Origin of the sequence: Methylomonas rhizoryzae, assembly GCF_008632455.1 — a bacterium.
Lineage (GTDB): Bacteria > Pseudomonadota > Gammaproteobacteria > Methylococcales > Methylomonadaceae > Methylomonas > Methylomonas rhizoryzae.
In genome coordinates this window covers 3073868-3094010 of record NZ_CP043929.1, presented here as the reverse complement: position 1 = coordinate 3094010, position 20143 = coordinate 3073868, and the positions used below count along the sequence as shown (strand labels likewise).

Annotated in this window: 10 protein-coding genes; 5 read left to right on the top strand and 5 right to left on the bottom strand. The window is 48.5% G+C overall.

Going from position 1 to position 20143, the window contains the following annotated elements:
• Positions 1 to 233 precede the first annotated feature (233 nt).
• Positions 234 to 3197: a choice-of-anchor Q domain-containing protein gene (locus tag F1E05_RS13755; RefSeq protein ID WP_150049388.1), complete on the bottom strand. Its 2964-nt coding sequence runs from the start codon at positions 3195 to 3197 to the stop codon at positions 234 to 236.
• 692 nt (positions 3198 to 3889) lie between these two features.
• Here F1E05_RS13755 and F1E05_RS13750 point away from each other — a divergent pair.
• The 4 genes from F1E05_RS13750 (at position 3890) to F1E05_RS13735 (ending at position 10517) form a co-directional block, all read left to right on the top strand.
• Positions 3890 to 4537 (top strand): response regulator transcription factor, encoded by a 648-nt coding sequence (locus F1E05_RS13750; protein ID WP_150049386.1) that lies wholly within the window; start codon positions 3890 to 3892, stop codon positions 4535 to 4537.
• A 56-nt stretch (positions 4538 to 4593) separates the two neighbouring features.
• Positions 4594 to 8193: a PAS domain S-box protein gene (locus F1E05_RS13745; RefSeq protein WP_190303146.1), complete on the top strand. Its 3600-nt coding sequence runs from the start codon at positions 4594 to 4596 to the stop codon at positions 8191 to 8193.
• A 194-nt stretch (positions 8194 to 8387) separates the two neighbouring features.
• Positions 8388 to 9896 carry a DUF11 domain-containing protein gene (locus F1E05_RS13740; protein WP_190303145.1) on the top strand — a complete coding sequence of 503 codons (1509 nt, stop codon included), beginning with the start codon at positions 8388 to 8390 and terminating at the stop codon, positions 9894 to 9896.
• A gap of 39 nt (positions 9897 to 9935) precedes the next feature.
• Positions 9936 to 10517, top strand: coding sequence for a cohesin domain-containing protein (locus F1E05_RS13735; protein WP_150051996.1), 582 nt, complete (start codon positions 9936 to 9938; stop codon positions 10515 to 10517).
• A gap of 186 nt (positions 10518 to 10703) precedes the next feature.
• Here the strand turns inward: F1E05_RS13735 and F1E05_RS13730 are convergent, their stop codons facing one another.
• From F1E05_RS13730 to F1E05_RS13720, 3 genes are all read right to left on the bottom strand, one after another.
• Positions 10704 to 12464, bottom strand: a complete 1761-nt coding sequence (locus F1E05_RS13730; RefSeq protein ID WP_190303144.1) for an asparagine synthase-related protein — start codon at positions 12462 to 12464, stop codon at positions 10704 to 10706.
• A 462-nt stretch (positions 12465 to 12926) separates the two neighbouring features.
• The gene (locus F1E05_RS13725; protein WP_150049378.1) at positions 12927 to 14045 is read right to left on the bottom strand and encodes a glycosyltransferase family 4 protein; all 1119 of its coding nucleotides are present in this window, start codon (positions 14043 to 14045) and stop codon (positions 12927 to 12929) included.
• A gap of 669 nt (positions 14046 to 14714) precedes the next feature.
• The gene (locus tag F1E05_RS13720; protein WP_150049376.1) at positions 14715 to 15587 is read right to left on the bottom strand and encodes a 2OG-Fe(II) oxygenase; all 873 of its coding nucleotides are present in this window, start codon (positions 15585 to 15587) and stop codon (positions 14715 to 14717) included.
• Between the two features lie 315 nt (positions 15588 to 15902).
• Here F1E05_RS13720 and dhaL point away from each other — a divergent pair, with 315 nt between their 5' ends.
• Entirely contained in the window at positions 15903 to 16547 is a 645-nt protein-coding gene (gene dhaL / locus F1E05_RS13715; RefSeq protein WP_150049374.1) for a dihydroxyacetone kinase subunit DhaL, read from the top strand.
• 106 nt (positions 16548 to 16653) lie between these two features.
• On the opposite strand, the gene dnaE is transcribed toward dhaL, so the two are convergent.
• Positions 16654 to 20142 (bottom strand): DNA polymerase III subunit alpha, encoded by a 3489-nt coding sequence (dnaE, locus tag F1E05_RS13710; protein ID WP_150049372.1) that lies wholly within the window; start codon positions 20140 to 20142, stop codon positions 16654 to 16656.
• Position 20143 lies beyond the last annotated feature (1 nt).

The window sequence follows — 20143 nt, the reverse complement described above, 5'->3', positions numbered from 1 at the left end:
GAATTGGCCGGAGCTTGCTTGCCCGGCTGACGGGGTCTGAGAGTCAAGGAATCGGACTTAACCGGGATAGATTGAATCGCTGTCTATTCCTTTTGATGTTCTCGCATCCTGCGGACCGCGTATTTCCCAATTTCCGGGGAATACTGTCTTACGGTTTTCTCTGCCTTGCGCCATAGGGAAACCGGGGGGGATTCGTCCCCTTCTTTGGGGAAGGGGATTGTTTCACTTTAATCTTAAAAACAAGCGTTACCACGCGGTCTAGTGAACAAGGTCACCAGCTTACGCGAATCGGCAATATTCACTTTGCCATCGCCGTTTAAATCGTAAGTTAATGGTTTGTTTCCGGTACCGTTGATAACTGCCAATAAAGTTATTAAGTCGGCTTGATCGACGCAGCTATCGCCATTGAAATCGCCTATAGCGGGCGAAAAAACGAAGTTTAACTTCCAGGAAAGAATGTCATGGCGATTAAATCCACCTCCGGTTCCTGCAGTAAAGCCGAAATAGACTTTATTTCCCAGGCTGGACGACAAATCGACAGTAGTTGAAATGATTGGAGCGGCAGGTTTAACTTCGCTTGCGGCCATAAACACTTCAAGGTGCTTGCTTACTCCAACGTAATCGAGCCACACATAACGGATGGAGCCGTCGTTAAGCGATAAAGCGGGCGTGTCATAAGCAAGATGATTGAATATCTCGCCGTTGTTGATCAGAGCAATGTGGTTGTCGTCCGGATCGGGCGAAAAATGAAGTGGAAAGGCATTCCGGTGCGTATCAAACTCTATGGCGATGCTTGGCGCTATCGGATTGACGGGATTATCTCCGGTTTCGTTAATTCCGAAACCTAAGCCTTCCCCGCTATTTCCCACGGCGGTAGGTCCGCGCGGGTCATTGTGCATGACAAAGGCTAAGCCATCCGATCCCAGAGGACCGTCGGAATATATGCCGCCGATTTGAAATGAAAACCGGGTGTGTATGACTGAAGTCGGAGTCAGGGCAAAGACCGTAGGCAAGAACGCGCTACCTGCTTTGGACGGCTCATCGCTGGTCAAGCGGATAAAGGGTAAATCCTTGTTTGCGTCGCCATTGACTTGAACCTTGTCAAGATCGGTCAAGACTCCGGCTTCGTAAGCGCCAATATCGCATTTGACTTCGTGGTCCCCGTCACCATCTTGCGGGCGAATTGCCCCTCTCTGATCTCTGGAAGGACAGCCGTTGTTGTCGCCTGCATCGATTGCGGGACTGCCATCCAATAACGCGTGAGTAAACGTAGGCCCCATGTTATCTTGTAGCAGCCCCAATTTGGCATCCTGGTTTGCAATATCGCCCGGCTGATTTAGGTCACAAGTTCCATCACTATCCAAATTATAGCCATTGGATATGATCGGTGCGCTACAGTTGCCGGTTGAACCGGTATCGCTTGTGTTGCTTGAAATAATCGTGTTTTTAACTTGAACGCCCTCATCTCTGTTCGCAATCCCGCCTCCAGGTAGGGGGAACGGCGATGAATCATCATTATTGCAATCTATACATTGATTTTGAGCAATAGTGCCATTATTAATTAACACCGTATTTAGGTTTGCAATCCCGCCACCACTGCCGCCCGAAGCGATATTCTTGCTGACAGTAGTATTTAGCATAGTTAAATTTCCATCGTTAAAGATACCGCCACCGTGTGAGGCAAAATTATCTGTAACTGTGGAGTTATTTAGTATAAGCTTTCCGTCGTTATAGATGCCTCCACCTTTATCCTGATCATTTCTTGAAATCGTTGCATCTATAATTGTCATGGAACCGTCGTTGTATATTCCTCCTCCATATCCTGGATTAAATCGTATTGATGGATTATAATTGTCCAATATCAAGACTTTTATTAAAGTCGCATCAGTATTTTTATTGAATATCGCGCCGCCGGCGCAATCTCCATCGTCCAGTGTGTTGCTTTCAAACTTGGTGTTGCTAATTATCATTTTGCCACTCGCTGAGTAAATTCCTCCCCCGCAATTTGCAGTATTATTTGAGAAAATGCTGTCATTGATAGTTAATTTATTTTCGTTGTAAATGCCGCCACCGTTATCATCATTGCTATTGTCGGAGATTAAAATATTTGAAAGTGTCAATTGGCCTTTGTTATTAATTGCTGCTCCTGAATGCCCCATAAATCCGGTTAATTTAACATCTCTGATTGTCAAATTTCCTGATTCTGCGATATTAATCGCTCTAAGATTTTGAAGATTTGTTGTAATTGTTGTGACGTCCGTTCCTGCGCCTTGAATTGTTATATTGCTAGTGATTTCAGGTAAGCCTATCTCTTCACCTGAGTCCGTTTCTATGGAATCTGAAATTAGGTAGTTACCTTTCTGAATAGTTATTAGGCAAGCATTACTTGTATTGGCGCTATTAATTGCCTGAATTAAATCGTTAACAGCATTTACCGTACTAACCGGGCAATTATCGGCAGGTGCTGGTGGTATTGTTGCTAATAGACAGAATCCAATTGTATACTTAATATACCATATATCAATTAAAATCGAATTTCTGATGCGCCGGCTATCTTTTGTAAAAAAAACATGCTTATAATTTTTTCCAATAATTAAAATAAGGCCAATAATTATCAATAGTGTAGTTGTCGGTTCGTCTACCGACACGGCGGTGCTTGGATTACTGAAGTTTGTAATTTCCTTTCCGAAAGGATCGCTTAATATTACATTGGCAGTCGAAAATATGCTTGTTGTGCCGGAAAATTTAGCGTCAAACGGCATATAGAAGGCCAAGTTTGCCAACGTAAAACTATTGCCTTGTAAATCTTCCAAATAAGGGCCTGTGCATAGAATACAGTTACTGGTACTATCTTCCAGTAAAGACAGTTCATATAAGCTTAATATTCCGGAGCCGGGAGATGAAGCTCCAATCAATGCTTCGCCCAAGCCTACATCACCTAATCCGCTGCCGAATGACGAAAGCCCCGGCAAGAACTGAAAAATATCGCTATCAAAGTGCACATCCATGCTAAATGCAGCAAGTAAAGTATTTGTTCCCCCCGACTGCAAACCAGATACATTAATAGTGATAAAAATATTTTCTCCCAGGTGGACTTTTTGAGGATGTGGATCCAGCGAAATTATAGGTGCAGTTAACGCCGGCTCGGAAAACAATACTGCAATTACATACAATGAATTGAGTAGAATTTTTTTCATTCCGGCCTCCAAAAAAAATATATTAAAACCTAAAGGTTTATACGTGGCTGTTTAATGGGTTTTAAATATCACAAAATTAATTAGAAATGCGCTATATTTTCTGAATTAACTTGATTGAGTTATATTTAATAATTGCATCTTATAAATTAGTTACATAAAGCGCTTTTCACCTATATAATGAAGTATTGCTAATGCCTTTAATGTATCGATGTGTTTTTACGGTTCCGTCATCTTTGTTTCTCGAGTTATATGTCGCGGGTAAAACAATACCTAATTGATCCCGGCGCGATATGGAAAAATAAGAGGTAACAGTGGCCTATACTCTGTACACCTTTTAGAGCCGATTGCGATTAGGCTAGCAATCCAGGAGGTGAGGGAAGGGCACAGAAGGATTTCCTCAGTGCTGCGGTGCGCAAGATTTCCATCGAGTTGGAAGCGAATCGATTTTTTAAGTTGTTCCGAATAAACAATGTTGTACAACCCTAGAAATCGGGTTCAGCATCAGGTGTATTCATTAAAGTCGATAAAATCCTGAGAATAAATAAGTGCGAGCACCTATAAAATAGAGTTATCCCCCTTGACTTCCGGTATTCTCCGATGACTGAAAAATTGGTAAGTTATAAATGCCGTTTTATATTCATAGGTGTTAACACCTATTTACAGCAATTTTTACGATTGGTACTTTGTTAAGGATGGCTGAGCTTACGATTAAAACCTTGTCTAAGATATTTATTGTTGATGACGACCCTTCACTACGTAAAGCTTTGGCACTAGTTCTTGAACAGGAAGGCATGTCGGTTCTCGCCTTCAACAGTGCGGAAGACTTTTTGGCGTCAAGCATGCCGAAATGCCATAGTTGCGCGATTGTGGACATGCATTTACCCGGAATGAGCGGTTTGGAACTACAGGAAGTGCTGGTTAAAATGCACATCGCCTTACCGGTCATCATTCTTACCGGATACGGAGAGATCCCGGCCAGCGTCAAGGCAATAAAATTGGGTGCCGAAGATTATCTAGTCAAGCCGGTAACCCGGGAAAAGCTCGTCACCGCCGTACAGTCGGCGTTGGCAAAATGCGAGCAGATGCATACCACTACCGAACGTCGACAGCAGGCTGAACAGCGGTTACGGTATTTGACCAAGCGCGAGCGGGAAGTCATGCTGCTGGCGACACGAGGCTCCAGCGATAAAGAAATTGCCCGGCACTTGAATATCAGCCACCGTACCGTGGAAAAACACAAAAGCAGCCTGATGCACAAGACCGGCTCGACAAAATTGCTGGATTTGATCACACTCGCTTCGGAATGCGGTCTGATTTTCGGCGACGGGCTGGAGTCGTAACCGCATGTGCTTTTCTTCGTCCCCCAAGGGGTAACGTCAGGAGGCCGGTGTTACGCATGACACAGCCTATTTCACAGCTAACCCCATTCCAAAATTTTCTCGATGCGTTGCCGGATGCGACGCTATTGATCGACGAACATCATAAAGTTCTATTCGCAAATATCGAAGTTGAAACCGTTTTCGGTTACAGCCCGGCCGAACTGCAAACGCTGGATATCGACAGGTTGTTACCGGAACGCTTTCGCGACGTGCACCGGCTCAAGCGGCAAAATTACTTGGCCGAACCGACGGTCAGGCGGATGGGCAGCGGCCTAACGCTGTGGGCACTGCATAAAGACGGTCGCGAATTTCCGGTTGAAATCGGCCTGAGTCCGGTGCAAGTCGATCAGAAAACGATGATTCTCTGCTCGATCCGGGATATCAGTCATTTGAAGAAGGCCGAACAAGCGTTGATCAACGACGAGCGCTTCAAGCTATTTATGCAACATGCGCCATCGGCTATCGCCATGTTCGACCGCGACATGCGCTATATGACGGTCAGCCGGCGTTTTTTGATGGATTACGGGCTGGAAGACCGCGACATCATTGGCTTAAGTTGTTACGAGGTGTTTCCGGAAATCTCCGAACGCTGGCGCGACATCCACCGCCGCTGTCTGACCGGCGAAATCCTGCGCGCGGACGAAGACAGTATTGTTCGCGCCGACGGAAGGACGGATTGGATAAAATGGGAAATGTGCCCGTGGTATGCCAACGATGGCAGTATCGGCGGAGCGATTTTATTCTCCGAAGTCATTTCGGCGCGCATGGAAGTCGAAAATAAACTGCGCAATAGCGAGGACCATCTTCGTAAATTTTTCGATAACTCCGTCATCGGTATCGCCATCACTAATTTGGCCGGGAATTTTCAGTACTGCAATAGGGCGTACTGTGCGATAACCGGCTATTCGTTACAGGAACTGCAACGCCTTGAGTTCCAGAGTTTGATTCATCCCGACGACTTCGAAGCCAATCTGGCCAAGGTCCGGCAACTGATAGAAGGCGAAATCGCTTCGTTCGTCGTCGAAAACCGTTATATCAACAAGGCCGGGCACACGGTCTGGGTGCGAAAATTCGGCTCCACCTTACCTGGGGATACGATGTACCTAATGGTAATCGTCATCGACATCACTCAGCTCAAACGTATCGAGTTGGACTTGCAACAGAGCTACCGGAAATTGGCGATCAGTGAAAGCCTGTTCCGCAGCCTGATCGAATCCATGCCGCAGATGGCGTGGATTTCGGATAGCGATGGCGTAATCCGATATGCCAATGCGCAATGGCAGGCTTATCTGGGCAGTTCGGCTGCTCCGGAGTCGAACAGAGAATGGTTTGCGCCTATTCACCCCAGCGAACACCAACGTGTGATGCAGACCTGGCAGCATGCCATTCGCCAGCAAGGTTCTTTTAGCGTCGAATGCCGACTGCTCAACAGCGAAAATAACTACCGCTGGTGGCAAATTCGCGGCGTCATGCTCAATCGAGACCCGGACGATGCCGGTGAATGGCTGGGTATTTGTACCGATATTCACGATCTGAAACGGGACGAAGAAGCATTGGAACTCCTCAATGCCGCTTGTTTTCGACTTTGGCAAACCCATAATCTGGAAGATGGACTCCAGGAAATGCTGACGGCGACTATGAGCATGTTGCAGACCGACCTGGGCAATATCCAATTGGTGAGCGGCGAGGGCAATTTAAGGATCGTTGCCCAGCAGGGCTTTGGTCAGGATTTCCTGGACTGTTTTCACAGGGTTTCGGCGGTGGAGCCGACGGTTTGCGGGCTGGCATTACGTACCGGTCACCGGCAGATGATCGTAGACGTTGAACAGGATCCGCTTTTTGCGCCGTTTCGGGACGTCGCTCGGCAAGCCGGCTTTCGGGCAGTGCAAAGCACCCCGATACTGTCCCCCGACGGTCAGCCAATCGGCGAGATCTCCACCCATTTCAGAACGCCGCGGGTTTTGGACGCGTTCGAAACCAACATGCTGGACATCTATGCACAACAGGCGGCCAATTTTATCAAGCGCTGTCAGGTCGAAACCCGACTGCGCCGGAGCGAAGAGCATTTTCGTAGCGTTTTCGACAATGCCCTGGTAGGAATCTCCGTGAGAGACCGGAGCGGAAATCTGCTGGATTGCAACGCCGCTTACTGCAATTTAGTGGGATACAGTCGCGAAGAACTCAAATGGATGCCGCTGGATAAAGTCGTCTATCCCGCCGACATCGAGGCATACCGGCATAACCTACAGCAATTGAGAGCGAGCAAAGTGCCGTTTTTCCAAATCGAAGCCCGCTATGTATGTAAATCCGGCGCCGAGCATTGGGTTAACCAATACGTATCGATACTGCACAAACAAAACGGCGAGCAAGAGACTGTACTGACGGTTGTCTCGGATATTACCCAACTGAAACTCAGTCAAGCCGAATTGCGTGACAGTCAAAAACATCTCGAGTCCGCTGTGAAAACCCGGACACAGGAACTTGACGAGGCACGGATTGCCGCTGAAAAAACCAATGCCTTCAAGAGCCGGTTTTTGAATGCCGCCAGCCACGATTTGCGTCAACCGCTACAATCGGCCGGTTTGTACCTCTCTATATTGGCCAAGCTTCTGGAGTCAACGGATTGTAAGCATATTTGCGACGACCTGCGCGAATCGCTGACTATGATGGGAAACATTCTGGATGCGTTGCTCGACATCTCGCGATTGGAAAACGGCACTATCGTGCCCAGCAAGCGGGATGTCTTGCTGGGCGATCTATTCGATCATATGGCTGCCAGCACCATTCCGCTGGCGCTCGCCAAAGGTTTGGATCTTGAATATCAACAAAACAATTGTGTCGTACATACCGATCCGGCATTGCTCGAACGCATCATCGGCAATTTTGTAGCTAACGCTATCAAGTATACCGAGCGAGGACAGATAACCGTTTCCTGCTCCTGCGACGAAAACGTTGCACGCGTTGCTGTGGAAGATACCGGAATAGGGATGCTCCACGGTGAATTGCTACATATTTTCGAACCTTACTACCAAATCAACACCAACGAGCCAAATGGTGATAAAGGTTTAGGCTTGGGTTTAGCGATCGTCAAATATATCGCAGACATCCTCGGTCTACCGTTGGCCGTAGAATCGATGCCCGGCAAAGGCTCGGTGTTTTCGGTCACGGTGCCGTTGGGCATGGCCCCACGGCAGTTGGCTACAAATAAACCGATAGAGCCGGCAATTAAAAAAAATTACTCTGCGAAAGTACTGTTTATCGATGACGATCCGGCCATCTGCAAAGCGGTAAAAATGCTGTTCGATGCCCACGGAATCGGCGGCTATTTCTGTCAGAGCGGCGAGTCTGCCCTAGTTGCTATAGCAGACGGACTAAGGCCCAACATTATTGTTAGTGACTATCAATTGCCCGGTTTGGATGGCATTGAGACCGTCAACCGCATCCGCGCGGCAGTCGGCGCAAACGTGTACGCGTTAGTCATTACCGGCAATACTGCATTAACGAAAGGACAAGGGTTCTGCAAATCGCTTACGAACTGTAAAGTTTTCTATAAACCATTGAATCCTGAAAAGTTGTTGCACTTGATCGAATCGCATCTGTCCAATGGCTTGCATTGATACGCCTTGAATCTCAGCGCCTTTTTACAAATGCCCTGTGCAAGTCAAATTAACCGAAGCTCGTCCCGTCAATACTTACATTTACGTGTTTTTACTTAGGTATTTCCTCGAATTGAAAGCGTTTGGCTTGACCGTTTAAATGGTCTTGCCTTTACGTTAGGGAATTCAATCCATTCGAGATGCGGGAGAAAACTATGAAAAAGACAACCTCTATCGCTGCGCTGGCAGCAGGTTTGCTTTTGACAGGGGCCGCAAGTGCCAAGTCGTTGTATGTCATTGCAAATATCAATGCAAATCCAACTCCTATCAGAACTTACGATATCCAAGGAGCCACCAATTATCTGGTGTTTCAATCCCAAACCACGATTCCAGGCCGCGCCGGCGGTGCTGTCGGTTTGGGCATCGATACCACCCATGCGAAGCTATTCGTTACCTACGAAGTCAGCAACGTCATTCAACTTATAGACGCGACCAACTTTGCCGATTTAGGTTTTACTTCTGCGCCAGGTGCCTCAAATTTAGCCGGCATCGTAGTCGATCAGGGTAAAAACAAGGTCTATACCGTCGACCGGGAAACCAATCATTTATATGTGTATTCCTGGAACTCGGCTACCAACACACTCACATTAGACGGCGGTGCTTTTAAAACATTGACGGGCGTATCGAGGGCCAACGGCATTGCGTTGGACGAAAGCCGCGGCCGTTTATACATCGGTGATCGGGATAGTACCACCGTGCGCTATTACGATACCAACAGCTTTGCAACGACGCCGATTGCGGTAGCCGGAACTGTCGATTTGGCTGCGGAAGGTCAGACGGCAATGGGTGTCGCCATCGATTCTGTACGCAATATTTTGTACACGGGAAATGCCTATGGGCCGTACGGTAGCCGCGGCAAACTCGTGAAATATGACCTCAGTACCAACACCCTCAGTGCCTATACACTTCCGGGCGCGGCTTCCGGGGATAATGTCATTGGTGTTGCGGTGGACGAAAATACCGGGAATGTCTACACAACTACGGGAAATCAAGGTTTTGGCGGTACCGACACTGTAATTGTATTTAGCTCCGCCCTAACCGTATTGAAGAACGATATTGGCGATTTGGGCGATCCCACCGGTATCGCCATACCGCGCGAAGACATTTCCTTCAACCCGTTAAATTTCTCCAAAACCGATAGTCCGGATCCCGTTGCGACCGGAAACGATCTGGCTTATACCCTGTGCTACAACAATGCCAGCAATCCAAATCCAGTCAACAATGTCAACATTGTCGATACCCTGCCTGCAGGAACCAGCTTTGTATCGGCATCCGGGACGGGCAGTTTTAACGGCGTAGACAAAGTGACGTGGCTGGAAGGCACTGTCGCAGGCGGAGCCGCACAAGTTTGCCGCAATCTGGTGGTGGAAGTAACCGCCGGGGCCGGTTCGACACTACTTAACAGTGCGACGATTGACAGCGATCAAACGCCGCCTACTACGCGCACCGAAATAACGACGGTAGGCGGGACAACGGTGTGCGATGTCGACGGTGACGGCGATGTAGATCGCAACGATATTTCCGCCATCTTTGCAGCGCGCGGAACCAGAATACCCAGCGGAACCGACGATCCGCGCGATGCTGATGGCGACGGTCTGATTACCGTGAACGACAGCCGGCAGTGTGTATTGCAATGCACATTGAGCAAATGCGCTCCGTTATAGATCTGAGCTTTCCTTTAACCGTATTTATTTAGGTGTGTTATGAAAAACATTTATTCTGCTGTCATCCTGTCGTTATGCCTAAGCCTTACATGGCTGACTGCCGAGGCTGAGGTTGCGCTCGACTTGAATCCCTCGTCACCCTATTCCGTAAGCACTGGCGACGCACTTGACATAGATGTCATGATTTCCGGCCTGTCGGGCGAAATTGTATCGGCTTATGATTTGGATATTGTGTTCGATGCCAGCGTTTTGCAGGCTATCGGCGTTGACTTCGGCACATGGCTGGGAGACGCGTTATCTTTCGAGGTTTTGGAATCCGCGTTTCTCGACAATAGCGGTGGACTTGCGGACATCGCTGCGGTCTCGCTATTATCCGATAGCGATTTGTTCGCTCTACAAGCGCCAGCCGCAGGTTCAATGACATTGGCGACGCTGCATTTTACTGCGTTGCAGGACGCGAATACTTCGCTAAATTTCCTCTGGGGAGTAGGTAACGATGTCAAAGGCGCTAACAACAGCGTTATCTTTCCTGTTCCCGAACCGGGCGTGTTGGCATTGTTGATCTTAGGCACGCTAGCTGCCTCTGTACGGCGTCGGCGTCCCGTTACGGGTTTTAGATAGCGATCGCTCCCCGACGAGTTTTCGTAGCGATGTGCGAAAACTCGTCGGTGGTTCTGATATAACCCTGCTTCTTTTTTAAGACAACTCCCCCTAAGTCCCTAAGCTGTTAAAGAATAATGAACTAGCGGTTAGTTGAGCGATTAAATCAGCGATGTGTTGCTTGCAAATCCCAAGCAACAGATTTGCTCAAGCCTGTACGCCGGTAAGCTGGGCTAATGTGGTTATGGGTTCTACCACCTCCTCCAGGCCCAAATTTCCTTCGGATCTGGCAGCTACCATTGAAGCCGCGCCGGAGCGCTGCCCCTTTAACCACATGCCGAACATCATAAGAAGCAACAATGAATCAGCTTCTCCTTGGTTGGATATCGTGCTGCCCAAAGTGCGGACTTCTTGTTGATCATAAATATCGTCATCCAGCAGATCGGCAATCCTGTTCGTTACCGGTGGCGTCATGCGTTGCAACCAAGTGACGAGATCCATATGGTCGTAGCGCGCTGTATTTCCGAATAGGCGGCGGGACACCCCGTCGCGGATGTGGATTAGTTCTACCAACACTTTTGAAGCACCTATTTGCGCTCCCGTATTGGCATCCGGAAAGTTAGCGAGCTTGCCGTTAATCCGCTGCAAAAAATAGCCGGGGAAGCGCAAGCCGACCTTATCCTTAGGTCGAACTGATAGAAGTAAATCGACAAAAGGAGGATAACTGAACGGGAAGAATGTCGGTACGTGCTCATTCCAGATATTGGCGGAGCAACTGGATACTTTGCTCAAGAATTCGTTAATATAAAGCTGCTGTAGCCAGCCGGATACTTTAATATCCGCCGGGTATGCATTCAATGTGCTTGCAAGGTTTATACGCGCTTGTTCACCCAGCCTGTCCCTCAGCTGCTCAGCAAAGATTCGTTTACGATTGTTGTAGCGGCTGTCGAAGCGTTGCCATAGGGCTTGTGCCAACCCATGCTGATCGAGACTGCTCAGTTTGGCTTGGAAATAATAGTTGTGCATGTAACCAATTTTGTAGAGCTCGGCAAAGGCACCGTGTACCATCACTCTATCGGAAGGTACGTGGTTGCACAGCCAGCTGGCTTCCGCCTCAGAGCTGAAGGACATTCCTTGGGTGAGATCGATATTCTCCTGAACGATATTGCCATAGGATGCGAGGAATTCGGCACCAAGCGGATAAGCGAAATTAGCCACGCCGCATAATTCAGCCATTTGCTTCGCATAGGTCAGGCTGCGACTTCCTATGATACCGGTGGTATAAGTCTCCATGTCCTTGCCAAGATGTAATCCTGCCGCTAGTAATAGCCGAGAATCCACGCCGCCGGAGAGTGTGACGCCTACCTTGGCATAACCTGCGGTTGCTATTTCGTAACCTTCCAGCAGCAAATTCGTCAACTGATCTTGAACCTCAAGCAACGGAATGTTTGCATCATGTAATTGCATCGCAGGTTCCCAGATCGTTTGCTTTCGCAATGACAATGAATCGAGGACTATCTGCAGGCAAGAACCGCCCAACAGAGTGCGGACTCCCGCGTGTAAGGTTTTGTCTCCAAGAGGTACGTTGTAAGCAAGAATATCGCTTAGAGCCGATTCATTCACTTTATTCGTCAAATCACGCTCCGTAAAACTGGAGAGTCGGCGAGAGAACACGATGTTTTTGGCTGAAACGTGATAATAGAAAGGTATTGAGCCGAAGCGGTCTGGGATGACGTTCAAGCTTTGGTTATGCGTATCATGGATAAGCGTGACAAAACGGCCAAACAGAGCGCCGTAGTTACTTTGTGCTTGAAGCTTCTTGGGATCGTCTCCTAACAGCGTTCCAAGAAAGTATATTTGCACTGGATTGTCCGGTTCGGTCAGTCGCACAAAATCTTTCGCTCCGTTAATTATGATTACGCGATTATCATCCCCAAAAACAAGATCGTTCGCACGGATATTCATCATATGTTGCCTCATTTTCATTCGAAAAATTTGAAGGCTACATTATCACTAACTAATAATATAAGATTTAGGTGCGTCCACCTATAGACCATCCTGTAAGCTTAGTAAGCAGGTAATACTGTTAAGAGGTGATTCCAATCAAGCCATCAGGCAAAAATATCGCCGATAGATCGGTCTTTAAAATTATTAATGGTTGTGCCCGAATCCGTGATTTCATCTATAAATCATTGAATGTAGGTTATTTTCAAACCGGCTTAGGTGAAATCTTAAAAACCAGTTTTCGTATTTTATTTCAATGAGTTGTAGTGGTTTTGGGTTTTAAAGTCACGGATTCAGGTGTTAATTAACCGATTGATATTTTATAAAATAAGTATATGCCCCCTGAATTAGGGTATGGGATTTGTGAAACAATCTATCAGTAATATTTTATACTTATTAAATTATTAAAATTTTCAGATGTTTATGTCATATATCTGACATTTCAATGGATGTATATATGGATAGCAACCGATTTGCAGTTTGTTCAATATTAAAGTCTCTGATTTGCCGGTCTCTACCTGCGCAACCAAGTCGTTCGGCAACTTCAGGGTAATCTAACAACCGTTGCAGACAGGAAGACAACGAAGAAACATCGCCCGCCTCATAAAGAAACGCTTCCACTTGGTCCTCAACCATCTCGGGTATGCTTCCGACACGAGTTGCGACTACGGGTATGCCTTTTGCCATAGCTTCGAGTATGGACATAGGCATGCATTCGTTGTACGAGGGTATACAAAAACAATTTGCCTTCATCCACCATGCATCTTTATCTTTCCCTGTAACCGGTCCGGGGATGAACACGTTATCGGCCAAACCGAGTACTTGTGCTAAGGTCAATAAGGTCTGACGTTGCCCAACTTCTGTTTCCGTTCCTAATAACGCAACTAAAATCCGGCGATTATCTTGAGCCTTGAGTGTCGATACCGCTTTTAATAAATCCGCTTGTCCCTTTCTTTTGTCATAATTTGCAAAACATACAATCATAAAGACATCGTCGTTCGGTAATTTTTGCTTTGCTTCAATTGATGTTCCATTTTGTACGATTTCTAATTTAGTTGGGTCGCACCAGTCAGACAATAATAATTTCCAAGAATGACCGAGCACTATTACCCTAGAGCATAGAAAAAAAATAAGCCGCGCTATAGACGCTTTTAAAGGAGATAGGGACTCGAGAAAAAGTTTAAATTCACCGCCATGAATATGAAGTAATACTCGTTTTCTTAGCAAACGTGCAATTAACACATCTAGTGAAGAGCGCCAAAAAGTAAACCACGAACAAGTATGTATATGTACGATTTGCGGCTTCCAAGTCCAGCCAAGAGTGACTAGGCGCGCTAGCAAGCTTAATTGCGCTGCTATACCTTGCATAAGACTACGATTAATTGGAGTTGTCTTGACGTTGTTTAAAATACGAATGTCAATGAAACTCTGCAAAACCTGGGTCAAGCTTTCGATCACAGTCGCCATTCCGCCAACGGGTGGCGGGAATGGGCCGATATGCAACACTTTGTAGAAGGGACTTCTTATCGCATTTTTAGAATTCATTTATCGTTTGCCAATAATTAATTTTTCTAACCCCAATAATTTCACTGGCTTGTTAACTACTTATTGAAATATCCTTAGCCATTATTTATGGAAAAGGATATTTCAATAAAACAATTTGATTTGCCGAACGCTACTTAGTCGCGTTTGCCTTGTATCTGTAAGGTCTGAAAATGACCTTGTGTTTCCCTAAATCTCCTTGGTGCGCTCGGTCAAATTTGCGGAATCCGGCAAAAAAACTCCTGTTATGGTGTCTTTGTTATTGTTATTCCCCGCCGACTTCGCTGCGCTTTACTGTAGCCGTTGGCGTATCGGAGAGACTTTCAAGCGTATTGAAACCAGCGCCAATGTTAAATTTCTCGCGACTTTTTCTCTATTGCAGAGCGGAAATTCGGATCGTCGAGTGGGTTGAAGGGGGCCGCTCAGCCATCAGCAAGAATTTCTTTTTATCAACTAACAAGTTGAATAGACAATACGTATCAGCACCTATAGGTTCTAGTTATAAAAATGGGTTGAAGTTGGTTGAAGTATCAGGGTGGCATTTGTTTTGATTTCTGCAGCCTTAGCAAACCTTGATGGCCTCCTGATTTTTCCAGGGCTACCTATGAATCATTCGGCTTATATAAACCACTGGTGGTTTCAACCGGAGCATTGTCACAAGCCTCGCCCACACTACCCTTCCTTGGATTCATCCAATTGTTTAGCCAAATGACGCAATGCTCTATAGACAATGGGTGGCGTTATGTCTACAGCGAAGCTTGTCATCCAGCGTTTCCAATCGCGCGAACATAGCGGCCAAGTATTCTCGTTATATGTGCGGCGAAAATCCGCCGCGCGCCTAGGAAGCGAGACAATCCCTTTTTCGGGAGCAATAAAGTAGTACATCGCAATTGATCGCCGAGAACGGTTCTCTGGACAGGCCAACGGCTGGGGATGACCATGAAAGTTATCTAAATCAGTCTGGAATATTACGGCTCGATTCATTATTGGTGCGATACGTTTGACGCAGCATTTTGCCTTGCGGTCCCATAATTCCAAATGACCGCCCCAATCCTCACGCCAATTTTCATTCAGATATACGATTAAGTTCAATCGTCGCTGAATACGCATAGGCTTAGAGAGGTTAAAGTCTGCGTGGATTGCGAGGCAACCACCTGCTCGCGTTTCGTGCAGTCCTGCCCCAACAAAGTAAGGGTCCGGAATCAGATGCTCAATTCCGGTAGCAGCAGTAAGAAAAGATAATATGGCGCCTTGAGTTAGTTCTGTAAGCAGATTACGAATCAGCGCAGATTCTATGTCCGATGGTTGAAATGTATCTTTCAAATGCTGATATTTGCTTTCGAGTAATTCAGCTGGGCGCCGTATTGGAAATTCTCGGACCACTTGGCGAAGTATCTCAATGTCTAAAAAGTTATCTATGACGATATGGGGAAAAGGTTCCGCACCTAAAAAAATGGATTTAAAATTTGCTCCGGCAGCAATAGCCTGCATAGGATCAAAATAGTTATATCTTGAATTTAGTTCTTTCAATTCCAACAATGGCATATGTACCCCCCAACTTAAGTCTCAAAAAGTGTTTTATCTTTATTGATGGTGTCTCTCATGTTACTGTCATTCGGTTTACTTAATCTCATTTCAGAGTAGTGGCTCTGCCTTTCTTCAAGTTACTATGCAAGTCATGGTGGGGGGGGGGGCGCACATAGCTGCGATTCGTAAGGCCGTCATCGCGACTATGCGCCGCTCCAAACTCCTTTTCATTTGCCGGGGCGATTGCCAGGTCTTCATGATCGTTAGGTGGTACACCAGATTTAGTCCTAACTCGGTATCATGCCTGCTGTTTTACCAATCACCGGAGTTTTTATGTCTATCAGCCCTGCATTGTTTCCCGATTTGATCGATACGGTCGCGCTTGTTATCCAACAAAACGCCGAGGAAGTGACGGCCTTGGACCAAGCGATCGGCGACGGCGATCACGTGTTCAATCTGCAACGCGGCATCCAGGCCTTGCAAGAACACCGCAAGGAAATCGCCGAATTGGATTGGCCCTCGGCATGGCAGAAAATCGGCACGATAGTCATGGCCGCTATCGGCGGAGCGTCCGGTTCTTTGTACGCCACCTTGTTCATCCATTTGCACAAGCACAGCCAGGCTTCAAACTGCGATTTAAACCACTTTGCCGACGCTTTTGTACAGGCAATAGAAGCGGTCAAGCAACGCGGAAAAGCCGATGTCGGCGAGAAAACCATGCTAGACGTATGGGTGCCGGTTGCGGCGGCGTTGCGGCAAGACGTCTCTGCCGGTAAATCCGTCGACGCTATTCTGGATCACCTTTGCCAAGTGGCGGCAGACGGCGTCGAAGCTACCCGCGATATGCCTGCAACCAAAGGTAGGGCGTCGTTTTTAGGCGAACGTAGCGTGGGGCACATCGACGCCGGCGCGAAAACCGCACAACTCATCATCCAAGCCGTTGCCAAGGTGTTGGCTGCGCAGCATTCATCGGCTTAATACTAAGTCGATATACTCGGCGGATCAGGTTTAGCTGAGCTTTTAGGCGATTTCTGCAAAGCCGCCCTTCTATGGCTGTTACTAAGCTCTTGGTGGCGAAGGGGATTTAATTTCGATATTTGAGCCACACCGCCGAATGAGGCAAGAGTCGGCGCAGTTTTTCCAGTAAGTCGTCGCTGGGTCTAACCCGCCAATCCTCGCCTAATTGCAGGTTGGCTTTGGCACCATGGGTCCGATAGTCCAAAACGACCGGGCATTGCCCGCCGCGGTAGGCTTGTAAGGTTTGCTTGAATTGTTCCAGGAAACCGGGTGCACTGGTACGGCTGTCCCATTGAACGACCAGTGCGCGGGCGAAAGCTTCTCTGGCTTCGCCTATGCTGTACAACTTTTCCGCAGTCATTCTCAAGGTGTTGCTGAAATCGTCTACCGCCAGCGAACCTTCCGCGATCAAAATGCTATCTTTAGTCAGCAAATGGCGATATTGCTCGAATACGTTGCTGAAGGCGGCCACTTCCAGGCGACCGGTACGGTCGTCCAGGGTGGCGAACCCCATCATACGGCCTTGCTTGGTTTGGCGGGTGCGAATTTCAACGACCAGGCCGGCCACGCGGGCTTCCATTTTGCCGCGCACTTTGCCGGCATCGACTTCCAAGCTGCCTAAGGTGCCGTAGGTGAAATTTTTCAATTCCGGCAAATATTCGTTGATCGGATGGCCGGATAAAAACAAGCCAAGCGTTTGTTTTTCCGCTTCCAGCTTTTCTTTTTCGCTCCAAGCTTCGACTACTGTGGAATAGGCGTCGATTTCATTGTCGCTGTCGTCTATATCCGCCGCTAAGCCGAATAAATCGTTTTGCCCGGCCAGCGCCATCTTGCCGTGTTGTTCGGCTACTCGCAACGCAGTGGTCAGTTCCGCCATGTGGGCGGCGCGGTTGGCATCCAGCGTGTCCAGCGCACCGGCGCGGATTAAAGCTTCCAATACCCGGCGATTGACCTTGCGTAAATCCACCCGCTTGCATAAATCGTATAGGCCGGAAAACGGCCCATTCGCGTTGCGTTCCTTCAGTAATTCTTCGATGGCATTTTCGCCTACACCTTTGATGGCGCCTATGCCGTAAACGATGTGGCCTTGGTCGTTGACCGTGAAACGGTAGTCGGAAACATTTAAATCGGGCGGACAAATCTTTAATTTCATTTCCCGGCATTCTTCGATCAAAACCACCACTTTGTCGGTATTGTCCATGTCCGAGGACATCACCGCAGCCATGAAGGCGGCCGGGTAATGCGCTTTCAACCAGGCGGTCTGATAGGCGACCAAGGCATAGGCTGCCGAGTGCGATTTGTTGAAACCGTAGCCGGCAAATTTCTCCATCAAATCGAAGATATAGCTGGCGATGCTTTCGTCGATTTGGTTTTTGACCGCGCCTTCGGTGAAAATCGTCCGCTGTTTGGCCATTTCTTCCGGCTTTTTCTTACCCATGGCCCGGCGCAACATGTCGGCACCGCCCAGCGTATAGCCGGCCATGTCGCGGGCAATTTGCATCACTTGTTCCTGATACAAAATGACGCCGTTAGTCGGTTTTAAAATGGGTTCCAGCAAAGGATGGGCGTATTCGGCTTTGGCTCCGTGTTTGACGTTGATGTAGTCGTCCACCATGCCGGATTCCAAAGGGCCTGGGCGAAATAGCGCCACCAAGGCGATGATGTCGTCGAAACAGTCGGGCTTGAGCTTCTTGATCAAGGCTTTCATGCCGCTCGATTCGAGCTGGAATACCGCGGTGGTCTGAGCCTTTTTCAAGAGTTCGTAACTGGCTGCGTCGTCGCGGGGGATTTGCGCGATGTCCAGCGGCGCTTCACCCTTGGCGGCGCGCTGGCGGTTGATGGTTTGCAACGCCCAGTCGATGATGGTTAACGTTCTTAAACCCAGAAAGTCGAATTTGACCAAGCCGACCGCTTCGACGTCGTCTTTGTCGAATTGAGTGACTAGGTTGCCGCCGCCTTGTTCGCAGTACAAGGGCGAAAAATCGGTCAGCTTGCTCGGGGAAATAACCACGCCGCCGGCATGTTTGCCGGCGTTGCGGGAAATGCCCTCCAAGGCGCGGGCCATATCTATCAGTTGTTTGACTTCTTCCTCGGTGTCGTACTGGGCTTTAAGCTCGGCGCTTTCCTGCAAGGCTTTTTCCAGCGTCATGCCGATTTCGAACGGAATCAGCTTGGCCAAGCGATCCACGAAGCCGTAGGCAAAGCCCATCACCCGGCCTACGTCGCGTATTACCGCTTTGGCGGCCATGGAGCCGTAAGTGATGATTTGCGAGACGTGGTCGCGGCCGTAATGGCGAGCGACATAGTCTATGACTTCGTCGCGCCGTTCCATGCAAAAGTCGATGTCGAAGTCGGGCATGGAAACCCGCTCCGGATTCAAGAAGCGCTCGAACAACAAGTCGAATTCGATAGGGTCCAGGTCGGTGATCTTGAGCGCGTAGGCCACTAATGAGCCGGCGCCGGAACCGCGGCCCGGTCCGACCGGAATGTTGTTGTTTTTCGCCCACTGGATGAAGTCGGCCACGATCATGAAGTAGCCGGGAAAGCCCATTTGCACGATCACGTTCAGCTCGATTTCCAGGCGCTCGTCGTAAGTTCGGCGATTTTCTTCGAAACTGCCTTTACCGACGGGAGGGTGTTGCTGTAGCCGTTCTTCCAGGCCGGCGCGCGAGGCTTGCTTAAAATAGTCGGCCAGCGTCAGCCCTTCCGGTACCTCGAAGTCCGGCAAGAAATTTTCCCCCAGGCGCAATTCCACCGTGCAGCGTTTAGCGATCTCCACGCTGTTTTGCAGGGCTTCCGGCAGATCCGAGAACAGTTCTACCATTTCCTCCTGGCTGCGCAAATATTGCTGCTCGGTGTAATCGCGCGGGCGGCGGGCGTCGTCCAGAACCCGGCCCTGGTGTATGCAAACCCGCACTTCGTGGGCATCGAAATCGTGTTTGTCCAAAAAGCGCACATCGTTGGTGGCAACGACCGGTAGATCCAGTTCCATCGCCAGTTCGACCGCTAGTTTGATATAGCGTTCTTCGTCGGCTTTGCCGACCCGTTGCACTTCCAGATAAAAACAATCGGGAAACAAGTTGGCCCAGTACTGGGCGCAGGTTTTGGCCAGCGTGCGGTTTTCCGCCAACAACGCGCTGCCTACGTCGCCTTGCATTGCTCCGGAAAGGGCGATCAAGCCTTGATGATTGGCCGCCAACCATGCCTTTTGCAGCATCGGTATGCCTTGGTGCTGGCCTTGTTGATAGCCTTGGGACACCAATTCGGTCAGCGTGACGTAGCCGGGCTGGTTGCGGGCCAACAGCGTCAAACGATAGGGTTTGGCCGGTTCTTCCGGGTTGTAGAGCAAAACGTCCGCGCCGGCGATAGCTTTGATGCCGGCAGCTTGCGCGGCCTTATAAAATTTAACCAGCGAGAACAGGTTGCATTGTTCGGTGACGGCCGCTGCCGGCATTTGAAAGCCGGTGAGTTTTTTGATCAGCGGCTTGATGCGGACGATTCCGTCTACCAACGAGAATTCGCTGTGGATGCGCAAATGAACGAAACGGGGATCCATG

Coding starts and splice junctions, on each gene's coding strand:
- F1E05_RS13755 (WP_150049388.1), bottom strand. CDS start 3,197: ATGAAAAAAATTCTACTCAATTCATTGTATGTAATTGCAGTATTGTTT.
- F1E05_RS13750 (WP_150049386.1), top strand. CDS start 3,890: ATGGCTGAGCTTACGATTAAAACCTTGTCTAAGATATTTATTGTTGAT.
- F1E05_RS13745 (WP_190303146.1), top strand. CDS start 4,594: ATGACACAGCCTATTTCACAGCTAACCCCATTCCAAAATTTTCTCGAT.
- F1E05_RS13740 (WP_190303145.1), top strand. CDS start 8,388: ATGAAAAAGACAACCTCTATCGCTGCGCTGGCAGCAGGTTTGCTTTTG.
- F1E05_RS13735 (WP_150051996.1), top strand. CDS start 9,936: ATGAAAAACATTTATTCTGCTGTCATCCTGTCGTTATGCCTAAGCCTT.
- F1E05_RS13730 (WP_190303144.1), bottom strand. CDS start 12,464: ATGATGAATATCCGTGCGAACGATCTTGTTTTTGGGGATGATAATCGC.
- F1E05_RS13725 (WP_150049378.1), bottom strand. CDS start 14,045: ATGAATTCTAAAAATGCGATAAGAAGTCCCTTCTACAAAGTGTTGCAT.
- F1E05_RS13720 (WP_150049376.1), bottom strand. CDS start 15,587: ATGCCATTGTTGGAATTGAAAGAACTAAATTCAAGATATAACTATTTT.
- dhaL (WP_150049374.1), top strand. CDS start 15,903: ATGTCTATCAGCCCTGCATTGTTTCCCGATTTGATCGATACGGTCGCG.
- dnaE (WP_150049372.1), bottom strand. CDS start 20,142: ATGGATCCCCGTTTCGTTCATTTGCGCATCCACAGCGAATTCTCGTTG.